General features: G+C 71.8%; 17 protein-coding genes and 1 tRNA gene. 11 read left to right on the top strand and 7 right to left on the bottom strand.

Going from position 1 to position 16961, the window contains the following annotated elements; translation table 11 throughout:
• Positions 1–302 precede the first annotated feature (302 nt).
• Together P1Y20_RS09500 and acs are read right to left on the bottom strand one after the other, a co-directional pair.
• Positions 303–2027 (bottom strand): bacterio-opsin activator domain-containing protein, encoded by a 1725-nt coding sequence (locus tag P1Y20_RS09500; RefSeq protein ID WP_304448425.1) that lies wholly within the window; start codon positions 2025–2027, stop codon positions 303–305.
• Positions 2028–2201: 174 nt separating this feature from the next.
• Positions 2202–4163 carry an acetate--CoA ligase gene (gene acs, locus P1Y20_RS09495; RefSeq protein ID WP_304448424.1) on the bottom strand — a complete coding sequence of 654 codons (1962 nt, stop codon included), beginning with the start codon at positions 4161–4163 and terminating at the stop codon, positions 2202–2204.
• A 347-nt stretch (positions 4164–4510) separates the two neighbouring features.
• Here acs and P1Y20_RS09490 point away from each other — a divergent pair, with 347 nt between their 5' ends.
• Together P1Y20_RS09490 and P1Y20_RS09485 are read left to right on the top strand one after the other, a co-directional pair.
• Positions 4511–6310 (top strand): BCCT family transporter, encoded by a 1800-nt coding sequence (locus tag P1Y20_RS09490; protein WP_304448423.1) that lies wholly within the window; start codon positions 4511–4513, stop codon positions 6308–6310.
• Positions 6311–6398: 88 nt separating this feature from the next.
• The gene (locus tag P1Y20_RS09485; RefSeq protein ID WP_304448422.1) at positions 6399–6656 is read left to right on the top strand and encodes a hypothetical protein; all 258 of its coding nucleotides are present in this window, start codon (positions 6399–6401) and stop codon (positions 6654–6656) included.
• Positions 6657–6917: 261 nt separating this feature from the next.
• Here P1Y20_RS09485 and P1Y20_RS09480 read toward each other — a convergent pair whose 3' ends face one another.
• Complete coding sequence (locus tag P1Y20_RS09480) at positions 6918–8399, bottom strand: helix-turn-helix transcriptional regulator (protein WP_304448421.1); 1482 nt, start codon at positions 8397–8399, stop codon at positions 6918–6920.
• 211 nt (positions 8400–8610) lie between these two features.
• On the opposite strand from P1Y20_RS09480, the gene P1Y20_RS09475 reads away from it, so the two are divergent.
• Positions 8611–8937 (top strand): hypothetical protein, encoded by a 327-nt coding sequence (locus P1Y20_RS09475; protein WP_304448420.1) that lies wholly within the window; start codon positions 8611–8613, stop codon positions 8935–8937.
• 103 nt (positions 8938–9040) lie between these two features.
• Here P1Y20_RS09475 and P1Y20_RS09470 read toward each other — a convergent pair whose 3' ends face one another.
• Positions 9041–9706, bottom strand: coding sequence for a metallophosphoesterase family protein (locus P1Y20_RS09470; protein WP_304448419.1), 666 nt, complete (start codon positions 9704–9706; stop codon positions 9041–9043).
• A gap of 83 nt (positions 9707–9789) precedes the next feature.
• Between P1Y20_RS09470 and P1Y20_RS09465 the strand changes: the two genes are divergently transcribed.
• The 5 genes from P1Y20_RS09465 (at position 9790) to P1Y20_RS09445 (ending at position 13312) form a co-directional block, all read left to right on the top strand.
• Positions 9790–10008: a DUF8015 family protein gene (locus tag P1Y20_RS09465; protein WP_304448418.1), complete on the top strand. Its 219-nt coding sequence runs from the start codon at positions 9790–9792 to the stop codon at positions 10006–10008.
• A 66-nt stretch (positions 10009–10074) separates the two neighbouring features.
• On the top strand, positions 10075–10974 hold the full coding sequence (locus P1Y20_RS09460; RefSeq protein WP_304448417.1) for a DUF4129 domain-containing protein: 900 nt from the start codon (positions 10075–10077) through the stop codon (positions 10972–10974).
• Positions 10971–11531, top strand: a complete 561-nt coding sequence (locus P1Y20_RS09455) for a DUF7269 family protein (RefSeq protein WP_304448416.1) — start codon at positions 10971–10973, stop codon at positions 11529–11531. Before P1Y20_RS09460 ends, P1Y20_RS09455 begins: the two co-directional genes overlap by 4 nt.
• Entirely contained in the window at positions 11532–12815 is a 1284-nt protein-coding gene (locus P1Y20_RS09450; protein ID WP_304448415.1) for a DUF58 domain-containing protein, read from the top strand. It begins immediately after the preceding gene.
• Positions 12812–13312, top strand: coding sequence for a DUF7519 family protein (locus P1Y20_RS09445; protein ID WP_304448414.1), 501 nt, complete (start codon positions 12812–12814; stop codon positions 13310–13312). The genes P1Y20_RS09450 and P1Y20_RS09445 overlap by 4 nt, the downstream gene beginning before the upstream one ends.
• A gap of 1 nt (position 13313) precedes the next feature.
• Here the strand turns inward: P1Y20_RS09445 and P1Y20_RS09440 are convergent, their stop codons facing one another.
• On the bottom strand, positions 13314–14261 hold the full coding sequence (locus tag P1Y20_RS09440) for an AAA family ATPase (protein ID WP_304448413.1): 948 nt from the start codon (positions 14259–14261) through the stop codon (positions 13314–13316).
• Positions 14262–14353: 92 nt separating this feature from the next.
• Here P1Y20_RS09440 and P1Y20_RS09435 point away from each other — a divergent pair.
• Both P1Y20_RS09435 and P1Y20_RS09430 read left to right on the top strand, forming a co-directional pair.
• Positions 14354–14438 (top strand) — tRNA-Ser (locus P1Y20_RS09435).
• Between the two features lie 244 nt (positions 14439–14682).
• The gene (locus P1Y20_RS09430; RefSeq protein WP_304448412.1) at positions 14683–14892 is read left to right on the top strand and encodes a hypothetical protein; all 210 of its coding nucleotides are present in this window, start codon (positions 14683–14685) and stop codon (positions 14890–14892) included.
• Between the two features lie 4 nt (positions 14893–14896).
• On the opposite strand, the gene P1Y20_RS09425 is transcribed toward P1Y20_RS09430, so the two are convergent.
• The gene (locus P1Y20_RS09425; protein ID WP_304448411.1) at positions 14897–15136 is read right to left on the bottom strand and encodes a DUF8142 family protein; all 240 of its coding nucleotides are present in this window, start codon (positions 15134–15136) and stop codon (positions 14897–14899) included.
• An 87-nt stretch (positions 15137–15223) separates the two neighbouring features.
• Here P1Y20_RS09425 and P1Y20_RS09420 point away from each other — a divergent pair, with 87 nt between their 5' ends.
• Positions 15224–16675: an amidase gene (locus P1Y20_RS09420; protein ID WP_304448410.1), complete on the top strand. Its 1452-nt coding sequence runs from the start codon at positions 15224–15226 to the stop codon at positions 16673–16675.
• Here the strand turns inward: P1Y20_RS09420 and P1Y20_RS09415 are convergent, their stop codons facing one another.
• On the bottom strand, positions 16676–16960 hold the full coding sequence (locus P1Y20_RS09415; RefSeq protein WP_304448409.1) for a GYD domain-containing protein: 285 nt from the start codon (positions 16958–16960) through the stop codon (positions 16676–16678).
• Position 16961 lies beyond the last annotated feature (1 nt).

Below are 16961 nucleotides of genomic sequence, written 5' to 3'. Positions count from 1 at the left end.
GCCACCTCCGGCCGTCGTCAGTGTGAGATACGAATTCGAGTCCCCCGACGCGACGAGGGCTGTCCCTTCCCCCCGTCGCGTCGACTGTCCGCCCGGTTCGGTCCCCTGTAAGGACATGACATCTGACATCGTATGGCAGTATAACTATAAGCGGCGTCCCTAACTGCATAAAAATCCGTGTACGAACCCCGCGTTCCGGTACGCGCGGCGTTTTCGTGTGGCGTTCGCCGAGGGGTGGTCGCCGTCGGACCGAGGGTGGGTTCGCGGAGGGACGTCGGCAAAGTCGCTTCGGGGCGGTCGGGTCAGTCCTCGCCCTCGTCGAGGTAGGCGGTGAGGAGCTTCTGCTGGGCGCGTCGCAGGTGGTTGTGGAGCGTCGGCGAGGAGACGCCGACGGAGTCGGCGAGTTCCTCGGCGGTGGACTCGCGGGGCCACTCGAAGTAGCCGGCGTAGTACGCCGCCCGGAGGACCGAGGCCTGTCGGTCGGTGAGCCCGCCGTCGAGGCCGGCCGCGAACGGTTCGGCGTCGCGCGCCGAGCGCTCGCGCTCGTGCTTGGCGACGAGGCGCGTCCGGGGGTACGCCTCCCGGACGCCGCCGACCACCTCGCGGACGGTGGCGTCGCTCGCCACCTCGCCGACCAGTCGTACCGTCCCCCCCGACGCGGTGAGGTCGCGGACCGTCCCGCCGCGCGCGACGAGCGCCTGCGCCGGCGAGTCGGTGAGCACCAGTTCGAGCGACGCACCGTCGGCCCGGTCGCTGACCAGCCGGGCGTCCTCGACGTCCGGTGCGCCCGCCGCCCGCTCGAGCGCCGCGTCCGGTGACGCGCCGCGCAGCGTGACGTAGTGGAGGAGTGCCCCGCCGCCGACCGGCGCCAGTCCCTCCAGTCGGAACGAGCAGTCGAGCGCCGCCGCCGTCGTCCCGAGGAACGTCTCGTCGTCGGTCTCGAGGGTGAGTTCGGTCACCGTGTCCGCGAGCAGGAGTCGACGGTGTTCGACGCCGGCGAGCGCCGCGGCGACGCGCGACCCGTAGGTCGCGAGCAGGTCGCGCTCGACCCCGCCGACGGGACGGGTCGGGACGAGGCAGAGCGCGCCGTAGACCGTCTCGTCGTGGGGGAGCGCCACGACCGTCACGTCGGTCGTCGACGTCCGGCCGTCGACCGCCGTCGTCCGGACCGCGCGCTCCTCGACGGCCGCCTCCACACTCGCGCGCGCCCGCTCGTCGCTCGACAGTGCCGCCACCGTCGGGCCGACCGGCCCCGAGACGGCGGTCGGCCCCTCCGTGCTCGCCGGGTCGACCACCGCCGCCCCCCGGTACGCGCTCGTCCCCGCGACCCGGTCGCAGGCGACGCGCCGGACGCCGTCGGCCGTCGTCGGGTCGCCGAGCGCGTCGCTCGCCTCCCGGAGCAGGGTCGCGACCGTCCGGAGGCGCGCCTCCCCCCCCGCGCTCCGGCGCGGCGTCTCGCCGTCCCGCCGCTCGAACGCCGCGACGACGGCCTCCCGGTCGGCGGGGTCGAGGTGCGCCGCGAGCTGTTCCGGCCGGTCGTAAGGGCCGACCGCGAGGACGACCCGCGGGTCGAGGCGCCGGCGCACGAGCAGGTCCCGGACGAAGTACTGCCGCAGGTCACGACTCGACACCGACTCGAACGCCGCCCGACCGGTCGCGTCGGCCGCTCCGGCGGCCACCTCGGCGACGAGCATCTGGACCCGGCGGGGGCTCACGTCGACGAGGGGGTCGTCGGGCGCGACGCCCGCGCTCTCGGCGTACTTGCGGAGGGCGTGTTCGACGTCCCGCGGGAGGTACGCCTCGCGCGTCGCTCCCTCCCCTTCCCGGACGCGCAGGAGGAAGTGCCGGCCGTGGGACGTCACGTCGACGAGTCGGACGCGCGTCACCTCCGCCGGCAGGAGCCCCACCTCCGCGCAGAGGCGGAGGACGACGTCCTCTCGGTGCGTCTCCGCCGCCCGCCGGAGGCGCTCGTAGTCCGCGGCGTCGAGCACCCCCGCGCCGGTCGTACACCCCTCGTCGGCGAGCATGTTTCGGCGAGACGCGTCGCTCCGAAATGAAACTTCGGGCGCACGGCGGCGAGTTTCGCACGCCTGCGAGGCCGTCACCCTCTCTCGTGAACGATTCCCCCCGCGTGTTCCGTACCGACCCCCCTCCGTCGTCGAGATGGGTTTCGGAACCTCGAGGGAGAACGAAACCCTCGCTCACTCGTCGTCGGGTGCGTCCTCGCGGATGGTCGACTCTATCTCCCCGAGTATCTCGGGGTTGCGGAGCGCGCTCGTGTCGCCGAGCGGTTCGTCGTTCGCGATGTCCTCCAGCAGACGGCGCATTATCTTCCCGGACCGGGTCTTCGGGAGTTCGGGCGTGAAGACGACGGCGTCGGGCGTGGCGATGGGGCCGATGGCCTCCCGGACGCGGCGCTCGATGCGCGCGCGCAGGTCGTCGTCGGCCGGTCGGTCGCGCTCGGGGCTGACGTAGGCGCAGACGGCCTTCCCGGTGCGGTCGTCCGCGCTCCCGATGACCGCGGCCTCGGCGACGCCGTTCACCTCGACGATGCTGCTCTCCAGTTCCATGCTGCTGAAGCGCCGCCCGGCGACGTTGATGACGTCGTCGACCCGCCCGAGGACGGTGAGGTAACCGTCCTCGTCGACGGTCGCCTCGTCGCCCGCGACGTAGCGAAAGCCGCCGTCGTCCCGTGCGGGGTGCGTCGACCCGAGCGTCCCCCCCTCAGCGAGGGTCGTGGGCATCCCCGGCCACGGCCGGTCGACGACGAGGTGCCCCGGTTCGCCCGGCGGGGTCGGCTCGCCCGCCTCGTCGACGACCCGCGCCTCGATACCCGGGAGGGGCGGGCCGACGCTCCCCGGTTTCATCGCGTCCGTGCCGGGGAGCGTCGAGGCGAGGATGGCGCCCGTCTCGGTCTGCCACCACGTGTCGACGACGGGGCACGACCCGCCGCCGATGTGCGCGCGGTACCACTCCCACGCGCGCGGGTTGATGGGTTCGCCGACGGTGCCGAGCAGTCGTAGCGAGGAGAGGTCGTGGCGCTCGGGGTGGTCGCTGCCCCACTTCATGAACGAGCGTATCGCCGTCGGCGCGGTGTAGAAGACGTCGATGGCGTTGCGCTCGATGATGCGCCAGAGGCGGTCGCGCTCGGGGTGGTCCGGCGCCCCCTCGTAGAGCATCGTGGTCGCACCCAGCGCGAGCGGCCCGTAGACGATGTAGCTGTGGCCGGTAATCCAGCCGATGTCCGCCGAGCACCAGTAGGTGTCCTCGGGCTCGAGGTCGAGGACGGCGCGCGCGGTCCAGGCGACGTGCGCGAGGTAGCCCCCCGTGGTGTGGGTGACGGCCGTCGGCGCGCCGGTCGTCCCCGAGGTGTAGATGAGAAAGAGCGGGTCGCCCGCGTCGCGGGCGACGGGGGCGACGCGCGCGCCCTCGTGGGCCGCCAGCAGGTCGACGTAGCTGTACTGGTCCTTTCCGAGGTGGGTCTCCTCACCCAGTCGGGAGACGACGACGGTGGCTTCCACCTCGTGGTCGAGGCTGATGCGGGCGTTGTCGGCCTTGTTCTTCTGGTTGGTGGCGGCCCCACGGCGGTAGTAGCCGTCGCAGGTGACGAGGAACCGGGAGTCGGCGCGCGCCATCCGGGCGGCGAGCGCCTCCGCCGAGAACCCCGCGAAGACGACGTTGTGGACGGCCCCGAGGCGCGCGCAGGCCAGCATGGCGACCGGCAACTCCGGAATCATCGGCATGTAGAGGGTGACGACGTCGTCGGGCCCGACGCCGAGCGACCGGAGGCCGGCGGCGAATTCGTTGACCTCGCGGTGGAGGTCGAGGTAGGTGTAACTCCGCGTCTCGCCGAGCCGACCCTCCCACCGGATGGCGACCTGGCTCTTTCGGTCCTCGAGGTGGCGGTCGACGCAGTTGACCGACGCGTTCAGCCGCCCCCCGTCGAACCACCGGAACGGCGGCGTCTCGCCGTCGCCCGCCAGCACGGATTCGTACGGCCGCTCCCACTCCAGCAGGTCGCCGGCTCGCGCCCAGCAGTCGGGCCACTCGCGCTCGAAGGCCGAACGGAGGTCGGGGTCGGTGACGTTCGCCTGCGCGACGAACGGCTCCGGCGGGTCGTGCGCCCCCCGGTCGAGGGGTCGTCGCGCGGGGTCGTCGTGCATGTCTCTCCCCGGTGATACGGTTCCGGGGAGGAAAATCTTCGTGGCGTCACGTGCACACCCGTTGACGGCTCCCCGCCCTCGCGACACAAAAACACCCTCGCCAGTCGCCCCCAACGGTTAGGTGGACGAGTCGTGTGTCTCGGTACCGCTGTCCACGACGCGCCGCTACGGACGCGCAGACGCAAGGGGTAAGGGCGAGCCACGAGTGGCGCTTCATCGGGACCCCGCGACGACCGCGTCCCCGTTACCTCGAACCGTGCGGAGACCACGACGACCGGTCGGAAACCGGACTGTACCTATGACAGACGTACGCGACACCGACGGCGAGACCGGAGGGACATCGAGCGATGGCTGACGGCGACGACGGGACCGACACGTCCGGCGGCCTCCAGGTCGACCTGTTCCACCCGGAGTCGGACCGCGAACCCGGCGACACGAACATCGAGCGCTGGGGGTTCGACGTCCACCCGAAGGTGTTCCCTATCTCCTGTTTCGTCATCGGGGTGTTCATCGCGCTCACGCTCCTGTTCGAGGACGTCGCGGCGCTCGTCGGCCTCACGACGGCCGACGGGGGTGCGATGACGGCGAGCGACGCCTACGGCCTCGTGTTCACGGCCCTCACCGACGCCTTCGGCTGGTTCTACATCCTCGCGGTGAACGTCTTCATCCTCGTGGTCCTCTACTTCGCGTTCGGACGGTTCGGGACCATCAGGCTGGGCGGGGTGCGCGCCGAACCGGAGTTCAGCGACTTCGCCTGGATGGCGATGCTGTTCAGCGCGGGGATGGGCATCGGGCTGATGTTCTACAGCGTCGCCGAACCGCTGTTTCACTTCCAGTCGGGCGGCGGGCCGTTCTTCGGCCTCCCCGAGGAGTCGTCCGCGAGCGGCGGTGCCGCGCTCGCGCTCACGTTCTTCCACTGGGGCATCCACCCGTGGGCCGTCTACGCGCTCGTGGGCCTCGGGCTGGCGTTCTTCTCGTTCAACCGGGGACTCCCCCTCACCTTCCGCTCCATCTTCTGGCCGCTGCTGGGCGACCGCATCTACGGCTGGCCGGGGCACGTCATCGACCTGGTGACGGTCTTCGCCACGCTGTTCGGCCTGTCGACGTCGCTCGGTCTCGGCGTGAGACAGATAAACGCCGGCCTCGGGTTCGTCGGCCGCGAGTTCCTCGGGGTCGCCATCCCGACGACCCCGCTCGTCCAGGTGGGCATCATCGCCTTCATCACGGCTATCGCCACGCTGTCGGTCGCGGCGGGCCTCGACGGCGGCGTCAAGCGCCTGAGCACGCTCAACCTCTACCTGATGGTGTCGCTGCTCGGGTTCATGCTCGTCGTCGGGCCGACGCTGTTCGTCCTCGACGGGTTCGTCCAGAGCCTCGGGACGTACGCCACGAACCTGGCCGCACTCAGCCTGTTCACCGAGTCGTTCACCGGCAGTTCCTCCTCGTGGCAGGGCGAGTGGACGGTGTTCTACTGGGCGTGGTGGATCGCGTGGTCGCCGTTCGTCGGGATGTTCATCGCGCGCATCTCGAAGGGCCGGACCGTCCGCGAGTTCGTCGTCGGCGTCCTCTTCCTCCCGAGCCTGTTCTCGTTCCTCTGGCTGTCGACGTTCGGCGGCAGCGCGCTGTTCGTCGAACTGCGCCGCCAGAGCGGCGGCCTCACCGGACCGCTCGCCGAACAGGGACGGTCCGTCGCGATGTTCGAACTGCTCGGGTTCTTCCCGCTGACCGCCGTCACGTCCACCGTCACCGTCATCCTCGTCGGGACGTTCTTCGTCACCTCCTCTGACTCGGGGTCGCTCGTCATCGACCACCTCACCTCCGGGGGGAAACAGGACGTCCCGCGGGTCCAGCGCGTCTTCTGGGCGGTGACGGAGGGTGCCGTCGCGGCCGTCCTGCTCGTCGGAGGCGGGCTGGGGGCGCTCCAGACAGCGTCCATCACGAGCGGCCTCCCCTTCGCGGTCGTCCTGCTGGTGATGTGTTACACGGTCTACCTCGGGCTCGACAACGAGTACGAGATACTCGACTCCGAGGAGTTCGCCGAACGTATTCAGGAGATCACCGACGACGATACCGTCGCCGTCGAACGCACCGGTGGGAGCGTCGTCACCGACGTCACCGACGACGACTCCTCGCCCACCGACGATTGAGGCGTGTTCGACCGTCTCACGCCCGCTGCGAACGGCTTGCGTGTGGAAACCGCGGATTCATATCGTCCCTTCCACTAGGGCAGATACGATGGGTGCGACGAGACACACACCCGGACCTGACGCTGACGCCGCGTTCCGACTCGGACTGCTGGCGACCACGGCGCTCGCGTTCGGTGGAGTGGGACTGCTTCTGATTACCGGACAGGTGGACCTCCTCGCCGCCGTCCTCACGTTCGTCTTCGGTCTGCCGTTACTGCTGCTCGTGGTCGCGTGCCTCCTCAGCATCTGGCTCGGCTACACCAAAGAGCCGGTCGACGCGCTCCTCACGTCGCCCTCACGCGAGTGACGTGGCCACACTCTGGGTTATTTTCATAATAAAGTAAAAGAAAATTATAAGGCGCGTGAGCGGCTACTGGGAGGTGCGGCACCACAGTCGGGCTTGTCAGTGGCCCGCGAGTGCCCGCACGCGGCCCGTTCGGGTCGCCTCCGCCGTCCGTCTTTCTACCCCCTCCCCCCCCCTTTCGACGCTCCAACGGCCGGGAGTCGCCTCGCACGACGCGGGAGTCGATGCCGTGAGCGGCGCGAGTACGCGGGAACCGGGGGTCGGTCAGTCGGACTCGTCGAACGGCGAGCGCGCGCTCTCCGGTTCGTCGCCCGGCCGGGCGATGAGGTTCTCGCGACCGATGCTGATCTTTCGCACTTCGCCGTTCTCCTCCATGCGCGAGAGGAGGCGACTGACCTTCGACTTCGACCAGTCGGTCCGCTCGACGATGTCCGCCTGCCGGAGGCGGCCGCCTCCCTCGTCGAGCAACTGCATGATGCGGTCCTCGTTGGTCAGCGGTTCGGGTGGGGCGGCGGCCGAGGGGCCGTCGTCACCGTCGGACAGCGTCGGCGACGCGCCCGCTCCGCCGCCCGCGGGTCGACGCGTCCACCACACGCCGCCCGCGACGACGACCAGATACGCGCCGAGCAGCGCAGCGAACAGCGGCATGCGCTCGCCCGTCACCGTCGAGAGGATGCTGGCGGGGCCGGTGTTGCTGGGGTTCGTCCCCGCCTCCACCTCCTGACCGTCCGGGATGCCGTCGCTGTCGGTGTCGACCTTCGTCGGGTCCGTGTTGTGTCGGTCGACCTCGGCCCCGTCCGAGAGGCCGTCGTCGTCGGTGTCGGTGTCCGTCGGGTTCGTGCCGTACTCGTCGACCTCCTCGCCGTCGTCGAGGCCGTCACCGTCCGTGTCGGCCGTCGTCGGGTCGGTGCCGTAGCGGTCGACCTCCTGTCCGTCGTCGAGACCGTCCTCGTCGGTGTCCGCCTCGGTCGGGTCGGTGCCGTACTGGTTGACCTCCTGGCCGTCGGTGAGGCCGTCGTCGTCCGTGTCGGCCGTCGTCGGGTCGGTGCCGAACTCCTTGACCTCCTGGCCGTCGGTGAGGTTGTCGCCGTCGGTGTCGGTGTCGGTCGGGTTCGAGCCGTACTCGTCGACCTCGGTGCCGTCGTTGAGGCCGTCACCGTCCGTGTCCGGGTTGGTGACGTTCGTCTTCTCGACGTTCACCTCCTCGCCGTCGGTGAGGCCGTCGTCGTCCGTGTCGGGGGTGAGCGGGTCCGCGTCGCGCTGTATCTCGGCCTGGTTCCCGAGGCCGTCGTCGTCGAAGTCGCCACCGGGGGTGAGCACGTGGATGTCACGGTCGACCCGGTCGACCCGCTCGCCGTCGTCGTCGAGGAGGACGACCCGGAGCGTCTGCTCGCCGCTGAAGTCGGAGGACCACTGCTCGAAGGCGAACGAGACGGTCTGGTTCCCGCCGTCGCTACTGACGGGTTGACACGACAGCTCGCGCAGGTCCTCCGTGTCATCACCGGCGCGCACACAGAGCTGGTAGTCCCCTTCCCCCGCCGAGATGCCGACGTCGAGCGTGTGTGACTGCCACTGCGTGAGGTAGGTGACGTCGTCTTCGGCGGCGACGCGGCCTTCGCCCGCGTACGAGACGTCCTCGATGCTCGCGGACTGTGCCGCGACTGGCACGACGCCGGCCGTACAGAGGAGTACGACGGCGAGCACCACCGCGGCGCGGCCTGTCTGAGTGGTCCGGGGCCTTGACATTGTGTGCGCCGTAATGTACCCCTTATCGCCACGCAACATAGCCTTTTTTCGTTTCTTTATGTGACTATGTGAGGGGACTACTCACACGTACGAGTCGCCTAACGGACGATTGCGGGCTCGAAACGGTCTGCAACAATGTCTGTCTCACCCCGAAACCGATGGGACGACTCCCTCGCTTTATCCCTCCGAGTGACTTCAGGAGGAAGTGCACATGAAGTCGAACCTGCGGAAAGTCCTTGCCGCCCTGCTGGTAGTCGGCCTGGTTGTCATGGCTGGCTGCGCTGGCCCGGCCGGGGACAACAACACGACTGGCGAGGACAACGAGACGGAGAACGACACGCTCGGTGACGACGAGAACGACACGCTCGGTGACGACGAGAACGACACGCTCGGTGACGACGAGAACGACACGCTCGGTGACGACGAGAACGACACCATGGACATGAACGAGACGGAGAACGACACCGAGAACGACACCATGATGGACAACGACACCATGATGGACAACGAGACGGACGAGAACGAGACCGAAGTCTAACTCCGACTCGACGATTCGACGCAGTTCTTTTATCGACGCGAGTGCCCGACAGCGATAGCCTCGGCGTCCCGCACGCCGTCGCCGCCCGACGGGCACTCGCCGGTCACTCGCCCGACCGGAGTCGCTTCCCGGTCCGCGCCGGCAGTCCCGCCTCGGCGACCGCCGCCCCCACCGCCTCGACGTCGTACGCGACGCGCCGCAGGTCGACGTGCGTCCCCTCGTCCGTTCCCGTGAGGACGGCGTAGGCGGCCCGGGGGTCGCCGTCGCGGGGCTGACCGACGCTCCCCGGATTGACGACGGGCGTCCCGGCCACCCGTTCGGCGTGCTGGACGTGCGTGTGGCCGAGGAGGAGCGCCCGCTCGTCGCCGAGGTGTGGCGCGAGCGACGCGAACCCCTCCGGGTAGACGTAGCGGTCGCGCTCCGCCGGGTGGCTGTGGACCAGCCTGACGCCCTCGTGGGTCCGGTCCTCGGGGAGGCCGTCGAGCCACGCCACCTGGTCGTCGTCGAGTTCCTCGCGGGCGTGGCGCAGGCCGGCGTGGGCCATCTCGTTGTGGCGGTACGCCCCCGGGTTCGAGACCGAACGGTCGTGGTTTCCCCGAACCACGGCGTCGGCGACCTCCCGGACCGTCTCGACGCACGCCGCCGGGTGCGGGCCGTAACCGACGACGTCACCGAGGCAGACGACACCGTCGACCGCTGGCATGTCGTCGAGGACGGCGTCGAGGGCGACGGCGTTCGCGTGGACGTCGGCGATGACTCCCAGGCGCATACCGGCGGTCCGTCCGCGCTCCCCTTCACGGTTGGGCCGGCGTTCGGCCAGGGACTTTTCCGGGACGCCCCCCGAGGGTCGACATGGGCTACACCTGGCAGTACTACGACCTCGTCCTCGCGGGCATCGCCGCCAGCCTCCTGGCGGGCGTCGCCGTCGGGTACGCCACGGCGCTCTCGATGGAGGTGGCGGTCATCGCCACCTGCCTCCTCGCGCTGGTGGTCATGGGGCACGGGTTGTTCGTCAACGGCCCCGTCGACGCGCCGGCTGACCTCGCCGACCCGGTCGACCTGCTGGAGTGACCCCACCGAGCGACGAAACCCCACGCATCGACGAAGGTTTACTTCGAGCGACACGCAACGGTGTGTGTGAACGGAGAACGCGCCACCGCCCTGGTCCTCGCGGTCCTCGCGGTCCTCGCCCTCGGCGCCGCCGCCGCCACCCTCGACTCCGCCGCGAGCGGTGCGCTCGGCGGCGGCGGTGGCGGCACCCTCGACCCGCCCGAGTCGGACGGCCCCACCCTCGAACCGCTCTCCCTGTTCCTGCAGGCGCTGCTCGTCGCGGTCCTCGTCGGGGCCGTCGCCGCCCTCGCGATACTCGCCTACCGCGAGGGCCTCGGGGCGCTCACCCAGTTCGGACTGATGATCCTCGCCGTCGCGTTCGCCCTCCTCGTCGTCTCCTACCTGCTGTCGGTCGGTGACTTCCTCCCGGGCGGAGCGAACGTCACCAACGCCTCCGGACCGGTCGGGGTCGGCGACGACGACGGCGGCGGCCTCCTTCCGGGCGGCGGCGACGGGACCGTCCCGTCGGTCGCGGTGCGTCCGGACGCGGCGCTGCTCGCGCTGCTCTGTCTCACCCTCGTCGGCGTCGTCGCCGTCGTCGTCCGGGCCACCGGCGACGGCGACGCCCCCAAGTCCGTCGAGGAGGGGACGCCCCCGCCGGAACCCGACGTGCGTGCCGTCGGTGCCGCCGCGGGCCGGGCCGCCGACCGCATCGCGGCCGACGCGGACGCCTCGAACGCGGTGTACCGCGCCTGGCGGGAGATGACCGACCACCTCGACGTCGCCGACCCGGAGACGAGCACGCCCGGCGAGTTCGCCGACGCGGCCGTCGCCGCCGGGATGGCCCGCGAGGACGTGGCCGAACTGACGACACTGTTCGAGGTGACGCGCTACGGGGGTGCCGAGGTCGACGCGACCCGCGAGGAGCGCGCGCTCGCCGCCCTCAGACGCATCGAACGGGAGTACGCGGGCGCGGAGGGTCGATGATGCGCCGTCTCGCGCTCCTCGGTGCGCTCCTCGCCCTCTCGGGACTGACGCTCGCGGCCGTCCCCTCCGTCGCCATCGGCCTCCCGCTCCCCGGTACCGCCGTGCTGGCGCTCGGCGCGCTCGCCCTGCTCGCGGGCGTCTCCGGCGCGATGGCGCGTCGGTCGCGCCCCGAGCCGCCCGCGCTGCCAGTCCCCGAGCGCCGCCGGTCGGCGACGGTCCCCGGTGCCGACTTCGACGACCGACTCGCGAACGCCACCATCCACGCCGCCGTCGGCGGGGTGACCGACCGCGACGCGATACGCGACCACCTCAGGACCACCGCGCGGGCGGTCCTCGCCCGCTACGACGGCCTCTCGCCGAGCGAGGCCGACGCGCGTCTGGCCGACGGGTCGTGGACCGACGACCCCGTCGCGGCGGCGTTCTTCGCCGACGAACTGTCGGTCGACCGCTCGCTCGCCGCACGCCTCCGCGCCGTGCTCTCGGAGGACTCCGCGTTCCGTCGGGGGGTTCATCACGTCGTCGCCGCCCTCGACCGCCGAGCCTCGGAGGGCCGGTAGGTGGCACCCGAGTTCCCCCTCACGCGCCGGACCGGCCGCTGGCGCGGCCTGACCGCCGTGACGTTCCTCTTCGCCGGGGTCGGCGCGCTCGCGGCGCGGCCGGGCCTCCTGCTCGCGGCCGCCGTCCCCCTCGTCCTCGCCGCCGTCGTCCGGGGAGCGACGCCGCCCGCCGTCGACCTGACCGTCGAGCGGACGCTCTCCGACGACGCGCCCGACCCGGGGGGGACCGTCGAGGTCGAGGTGCGCGTGACCAACGCGGGCGACGCGCTCGCCGACCTCCGCCTGCTCGACGGCGTGCCGACCGCGCTCACCGTCGAGGGCGGGAGCGCCCGCCACGGGACGGCGCTCCGCCCCGGCCGCTCGACCTCCTTCACCTACACCCTCACCGCACAGCGCGGCCGTCACGAGTTCGACGACGCGGTCGCCGTCGCGCGCGACCCGACCGGCGCGGCCGAACGGCGGGTCGAAGTCGCGGTCGAATCGGCCGCGCAACTCGTCTGTCGCCCGCCACTCCCGGCCCCCGTCGCGCTCCCGCTTCGCGCCACCGCCACGGGCGTCACCGGCGAGACGACCACCGGCGAGGGCGGCGCGGGCCTCGCCTTCCACTCCGTCCGGGAGTATCGCCGGGGTGACCCGCTCGCCCGCATCGCGTGGTCGCGCACCGCGCGGACCGGCGACCTCCGGACCGTCGAGTTCCACCGCGAGCGCTCGGCGACGGTCTGCGTCGTCGTCGACGCGCGCGAGGCGGCGTACGTGGCGCCGACCGCGGACGACCCGCCCGCGCTCGAACGCGGCATCGAGGCCGCGGGGAGCGTCCTCCGGGGGCGACTGGACGCGGGCGACCGGGTCGGCCTCGCGGCGCTCGGCCCGACGCCGTGCTGGCTCGAACCGGCCACCGGTGCGGACCACCGCGTCCGCGCGCGCGACCACCTGGCGACGCACCCCGCCTTCTCGCCGGTCGCTCCGGACGACCCGTTCTTCCCGACACTCCGCCTCGCCCGCCTGCGCCGACGCCTCCCGGCGGGGGCACAGGTCGTGTTCTGCACGCCGCTGACGGACGACTACGCGCTCCGCGCGGCCCGCCGCCTCGACGCCGCCGGCCACCCGGTGACGGTCGTCAGCCCCGACCCGACGGCGGCCGACTCCACCGGCGAGCGACTGGCGCGCCTCGAACGCTCGCTGCGCGCGTCGACGCTCCGCGAGGCGGGCCTCCCGGTCGTCGACTGGCGCGACGGCTCGTTCCGGGCGGCCGTCGAGCACGCCGCCCGGCGGTGGTCGGCGTGAGCGGGTTCAGCCTCGAGCGTCGCCCCGCCGGGTCGACCGTCGCCGTCGTGACGGCCCTCGCGGCGCTCGCCGCGCTCCCGCTGGTCGCGCTCCCCGCCGCGCTCGTGGGCGTCGCCGCCGGCGTCGTCCTGCTCGCGCTGGGGGCGCTCCGCGCCACCGAGTCGCTGGCGACGTTCGGGGCGGGGGCGCTGTTCGCCGGGGCGGCCCTCGCCGGCGTCGCCGGCGCGCCGCCGCCCGTCGTCCTCCTCTCGGTGGCCGCGAGCGTCGTCGCGTGGGACGCGGCGGTCCAGGCGGCCGACCTCGCCGCGACGCTCGGGCGTCCCGCGGCCACCGGGCGGCCGTTCGCGGTCCACGTCGCCACCACCGCGGGGCTGGTGAGCGTCGCGGCGGCCGTCGGCTACCTCGCGTTTCGGGCGTCCGCGGGCGGGCGACCGCTCGCCGCGCTCGTGGCGATGCTCGCCGGGGCGCTCGTCCTCGCGACGGCGCTCCGGACGTGACCTAGACCGTCGGGACGGGCGTCGAGTCGAGCGCGCTCTCGACGACGGCCGACTTCTCGACGTCCTCCACGCGCGCGTCCGGCGTCAGCACCAGTCGGTGCGCGAGGACCGGTCGGGCGACCCGCTTGACGTCGTCCGGCGTGACGAACGCCCGGCCGCCGAGGACGGCGTGCGCGCGGGCGGCCTCGAACAGCCGCTGGGTCCCCCGGGGCGAGACGCCGACGCGGACCCGCCGGTCCTCGCGTGTGGCCTGCGCCAGCGCGACCATGTACGCGAAGAGGTCCTCCTCGACGCGCACCGTCTCGGGGACGCGCCGGAGCGCCCGGACGGCGTCCGGGTCGAGGACGGGTTCGACGTCGGGACTGCGCCGCTCGCGGGCCGCACGGCGGCGCAGGAGCTCTATCTCGCCCTCCGTGTCGGGGTAGCCGAGCGTCGTCTTCGCCACGAACCGGTCGACCTGCGCCTCGGGGAGGGGGAAGGTGCCCTCCTGCTCGACGGGGTTCTGCGTGGCGATGACGACGAAGGGGTCCGGGAGGGGATGGGTCTCGCCGTCGACGGTCACCTGCCGTTCCTCCATCGCCTCGAGGAGGGCGGACTGGGTCTTCGGCGGCGCGCGATTTATCTCGTCGGCCAGCACGACGTTGGCGAAGACGGGTCCCTCCTGGAACTCGAACGCCCGCTCGCGTTCGTCGAAGACGTGCGTGCCGGTCACGTCCGAGGGGAGGAGGTCGGGGGTGAACTGCACGCGAGAGAACGAGAGGCCGAGCGCCCGCGCCACCGACCGTGCGGTCAGCGTCTTGCCCGTCCCCGGCACGTCCTCGATGAGGACGTGCCCGCGCGCCAGCACGCCCAGCAGGAGGTGGTCGAGGAACGACCGGTCGGCGATGACCGCCGACAGCACGGCGTCCGAGACGGCGTCGCAGGCGTCGCGTGCCTCGTCGATGTCCATGTCGGAACGCTGACCCGTGTGCGTTTAGGACTGTCGGCGCGGTGCTCCCGAACCGAAACCGACTAAACCTCCGCGGGGGTAGTCGCTGCTGAGCCGAGGTAGCCTAGCCCGGCCAAGGCGGCAGATTCGAAATCTGCTGTCCTCACGGACACGTGAGTTCAAATCTCACCCTCGGCGCTTCTGTCGAACTCACTCCCCAGCGAGGCGTTTCATCGCCGAGCGATTCTCGAGTCCGGGGAACGGCCCCGTGAGATTTGAAGCAGGGAGCGAGCGCGAGCGAGCGACCGGGGTTCAAATCTCACCCTCGGCGCTTCTGTCGAACTCACTCCCCAGCGAGGCGTTTCTCCCGCACTCACGTCTCACGAGGTGCGTCTCCGAGACGCCCGAACATCTTTGGGTACACGGCAACTGAACCTCGCGCATGGACGGCTGGCGACGGTTCTACGAGTGGCAGATGGTCCTCGTGGGCGCTGTCGGCGTGGCGTTGACGCTCGTGTTCGTCGCGCCGGGGGAGTACGTCGTCGCCGCCGGCCCGCTCCGATTCGACCCGTTCTACGCCCTCGTGGCGCTCTTCGCGGGGGTGAGCCTCTGGTCGGGCGTGGAACTCCGACGGACCGAGACCGTGGACTGACGATTCAGGCCCGGTCCGGTTCCGGGTCTTCGCCGTCGGGGCCCTCGGGTTGGACCAGGCCGCCGCGGAAGGCGAACCAGCCGATGACCGAGACGAAGAGGATGGGCGGGAGGATCATGAACGCCCAGAGGGGTTCGAGCCCCCACGTGAGGAGGAGGACGACGTTGAACAGCCCCAGGAAGAGGAAGGGCGAGATGGCGAGCGCCGCCCGCTTTCGTGAGATACCGTTCTCGCCGTAGCGCATACACCGTGTCGGTGCCGGGGAGGCAAAAGCCCCCCGTTCGTCGCGCCATCGCGTACGCTTTTGGTACCGTGGCGCACACGGGCAGGCATGACCGAGGACCTGACGTTCTCGTCGGCGACGACGCTCGCCCGCCGCCTCCGGTCGGGCGACCTCTCGGCGTCGACGCTCGTCGAGGCGTGTCTCGACGCCATCGACGCGCGCAACGACCGCACCACCGCTTTCGTCACCGCCCGCGCCGAGGCGGCGCGCGCGGCCGCCGCCGAGGCCGACCGGGCCGCCGCGCGCGGCGAGTCGCTCGGCCCGCTCCACGGCGTCCCCGTCGGCATCAAGGACCTCACGCCGGTCGCGGGGGTGCGGACGACGTACGGCTCCGCGCCGCTCGCCGAACACGTCCCCGACCGTGACGACCCGGTGGTCGAGCGCCTGCGGGCGGCGGGCGCCATCGTCCTCGGGAAGACCAACACCTCGGAGTTCGGTCACGTGGCCACCACGGACAACGCGCTGTTCGGCCCGACGGGGACGCCGTACGGGCCCGAGCGCACCGCCGGCGGCTCCTCCGGCGGGTCGGCGGCGGCCGTCGCCGACGGGCTGGTGCCGCTGGCGCAGGGCACCGACGCCGGCGGGTCGGTGCGCATCCCCGCGAGCGCCTGCGGCCTCTACGGTCTCAAGCCGACGTTCGGCCTCGTCCCGCGTCACACCCGCCCCGACGCGCTCGCCGACGTCCTCCCGTTCACCTGCACCGGGCCGCTCGCGCGCACCGTCGAGGACGCGGCGTGCTTCCTCGACGTGACGGCCGGCCCCCACACCGCGGACCCCTTCTCCGTCCCTGCCCCCCAGGGGTCGTTCGTCGCGGCGCTCGACGAGGGGGTCGACGACCTGCGCGTCGCCTACTCGCCGACGCTCGACGGCGTCTTCCCGGTCGACGAGCGCGTCGAGACGCTCGTCGACGAGGCCGTCGCGGCGCTCGCGGACGCGGGTGCGACCGTCGAGCGAGCCGACCCGGACCTCGCACCCCTCTGGGACGACGCTCGCGCCGGGTCGCTCACGATGTTCCAGGCGAAGGTGGCGGCCCTGGTGGCGAACTCGGAGGCGGCCTTCGGCGTCGACCTGGGTGACCACCTGGAGGAACTGAGCGGCGTCCTCGCACCGATGGTCCGCCGCGGGCGCGAGCACGACGCCGTCTCGCTGTGTGCCGCGAACGCGGCTCGGACGGCCGTCTTCGACGCGTTCGAGGCGGTGTTCGCGGAGTACGACCTGCTCGCCTGCCCGACGCTCGCGGTCCCGCCGTTCCCGAAGACCGAGTTCGGCCCCGAGACGATAGCCGGCGAGTCGGTCGACCCCTACACCGGCTGGTACCTGACGCAGGCGTTCAACATGACCGGCCACCCGGCCGCCTCGCTCCCGGCGGGCTGGACCGACGACGGCCTCCCGGTCGGCTTCCAACTCGCCGGCCCGCGCCACGCCGAGGCGACGCTCCTCGCCGCCAGCGCCGCCTACGAGCGCGAGCGTCCCTGGCACGACCGGCGACCCGGGCGGTGATCAGAAGTCCTCGACCAGTTCCCCGAAGCGCTCGACGGGGATTATCTCCATCGTCTGCATGTCGAGCCCCCGGCGCTCGACGACGAGCGACATCTTGAGCGCCTGCTCGCGGTTGGGCGCCTCGAACAGCACGAGGTAGTCGTGCTCGCCGAGGACGGCGTAGGCGTCCAGGAGTTCGCCGTCGAGGTCGTGTATCTCGTTTCGCACGTCGCCCCAGACGCTGGCGAGTTTCTGGACGTTCTGGACCGTGTCGCGCACGTCGACGAGCGCCATGTACGTGCCCATG

It is taken from the genome of Halomarina ordinaria (assembly GCF_030553305.1).
GTDB lineage: Archaea > Halobacteriota > Halobacteria > Halobacteriales > Haloarculaceae > Halomarina > Halomarina ordinaria.
Note: the sequence above shows the minus strand (reverse complement) of the source record. Positions and strands in the feature narration are given on the sequence as shown.

Excerpts from the sequence above, each read along its gene's own strand:
- P1Y20_RS09500 (WP_304448425.1), bottom strand. The coding sequence starts at position 2,027 with ATGCTCGCCGACGAGGGGTGTACGACCGGCGCGGGGGTGCTCGACGCC.
- acs (WP_304448424.1), bottom strand. The coding sequence starts at position 4,163 with ATGCACGACGACCCCGCGCGACGACCCCTCGACCGGGGGGCGCACGAC.
- P1Y20_RS09490 (WP_304448423.1), top strand. The coding sequence starts at position 4,511 with ATGGCTGACGGCGACGACGGGACCGACACGTCCGGCGGCCTCCAGGTC.
- P1Y20_RS09485 (WP_304448422.1), top strand. The coding sequence starts at position 6,399 with ATGGGTGCGACGAGACACACACCCGGACCTGACGCTGACGCCGCGTTC.
- P1Y20_RS09480 (WP_304448421.1), bottom strand. The coding sequence starts at position 8,399 with ATGTCAAGGCCCCGGACCACTCAGACAGGCCGCGCCGCGGTGGTGCTC.
- P1Y20_RS09475 (WP_304448420.1), top strand. The coding sequence starts at position 8,611 with ATGAAGTCGAACCTGCGGAAAGTCCTTGCCGCCCTGCTGGTAGTCGGC.
- P1Y20_RS09470 (WP_304448419.1), bottom strand. The coding sequence starts at position 9,706 with ATGCGCCTGGGAGTCATCGCCGACGTCCACGCGAACGCCGTCGCCCTC.
- P1Y20_RS09465 (WP_304448418.1), top strand. The coding sequence starts at position 9,790 with ATGGGCTACACCTGGCAGTACTACGACCTCGTCCTCGCGGGCATCGCC.
- P1Y20_RS09455 (WP_304448416.1), top strand. The coding sequence starts at position 10,971 with ATGATGCGCCGTCTCGCGCTCCTCGGTGCGCTCCTCGCCCTCTCGGGA.
- P1Y20_RS09440 (WP_304448413.1), bottom strand. The coding sequence starts at position 14,261 with ATGGACATCGACGAGGCACGCGACGCCTGCGACGCCGTCTCGGACGCC.
- P1Y20_RS09430 (WP_304448412.1), top strand. The coding sequence starts at position 14,683 with ATGGACGGCTGGCGACGGTTCTACGAGTGGCAGATGGTCCTCGTGGGC.
- P1Y20_RS09425 (WP_304448411.1), bottom strand. The coding sequence starts at position 15,136 with ATGCGCTACGGCGAGAACGGTATCTCACGAAAGCGGGCGGCGCTCGCC.
- P1Y20_RS09420 (WP_304448410.1), top strand. The coding sequence starts at position 15,224 with ATGACCGAGGACCTGACGTTCTCGTCGGCGACGACGCTCGCCCGCCGC.
- P1Y20_RS09415 (WP_304448409.1), bottom strand. The coding sequence starts at position 16,960 with ATGGGCACGTACATGGCGCTCGTCGACGTGCGCGACACGGTCCAGAAC.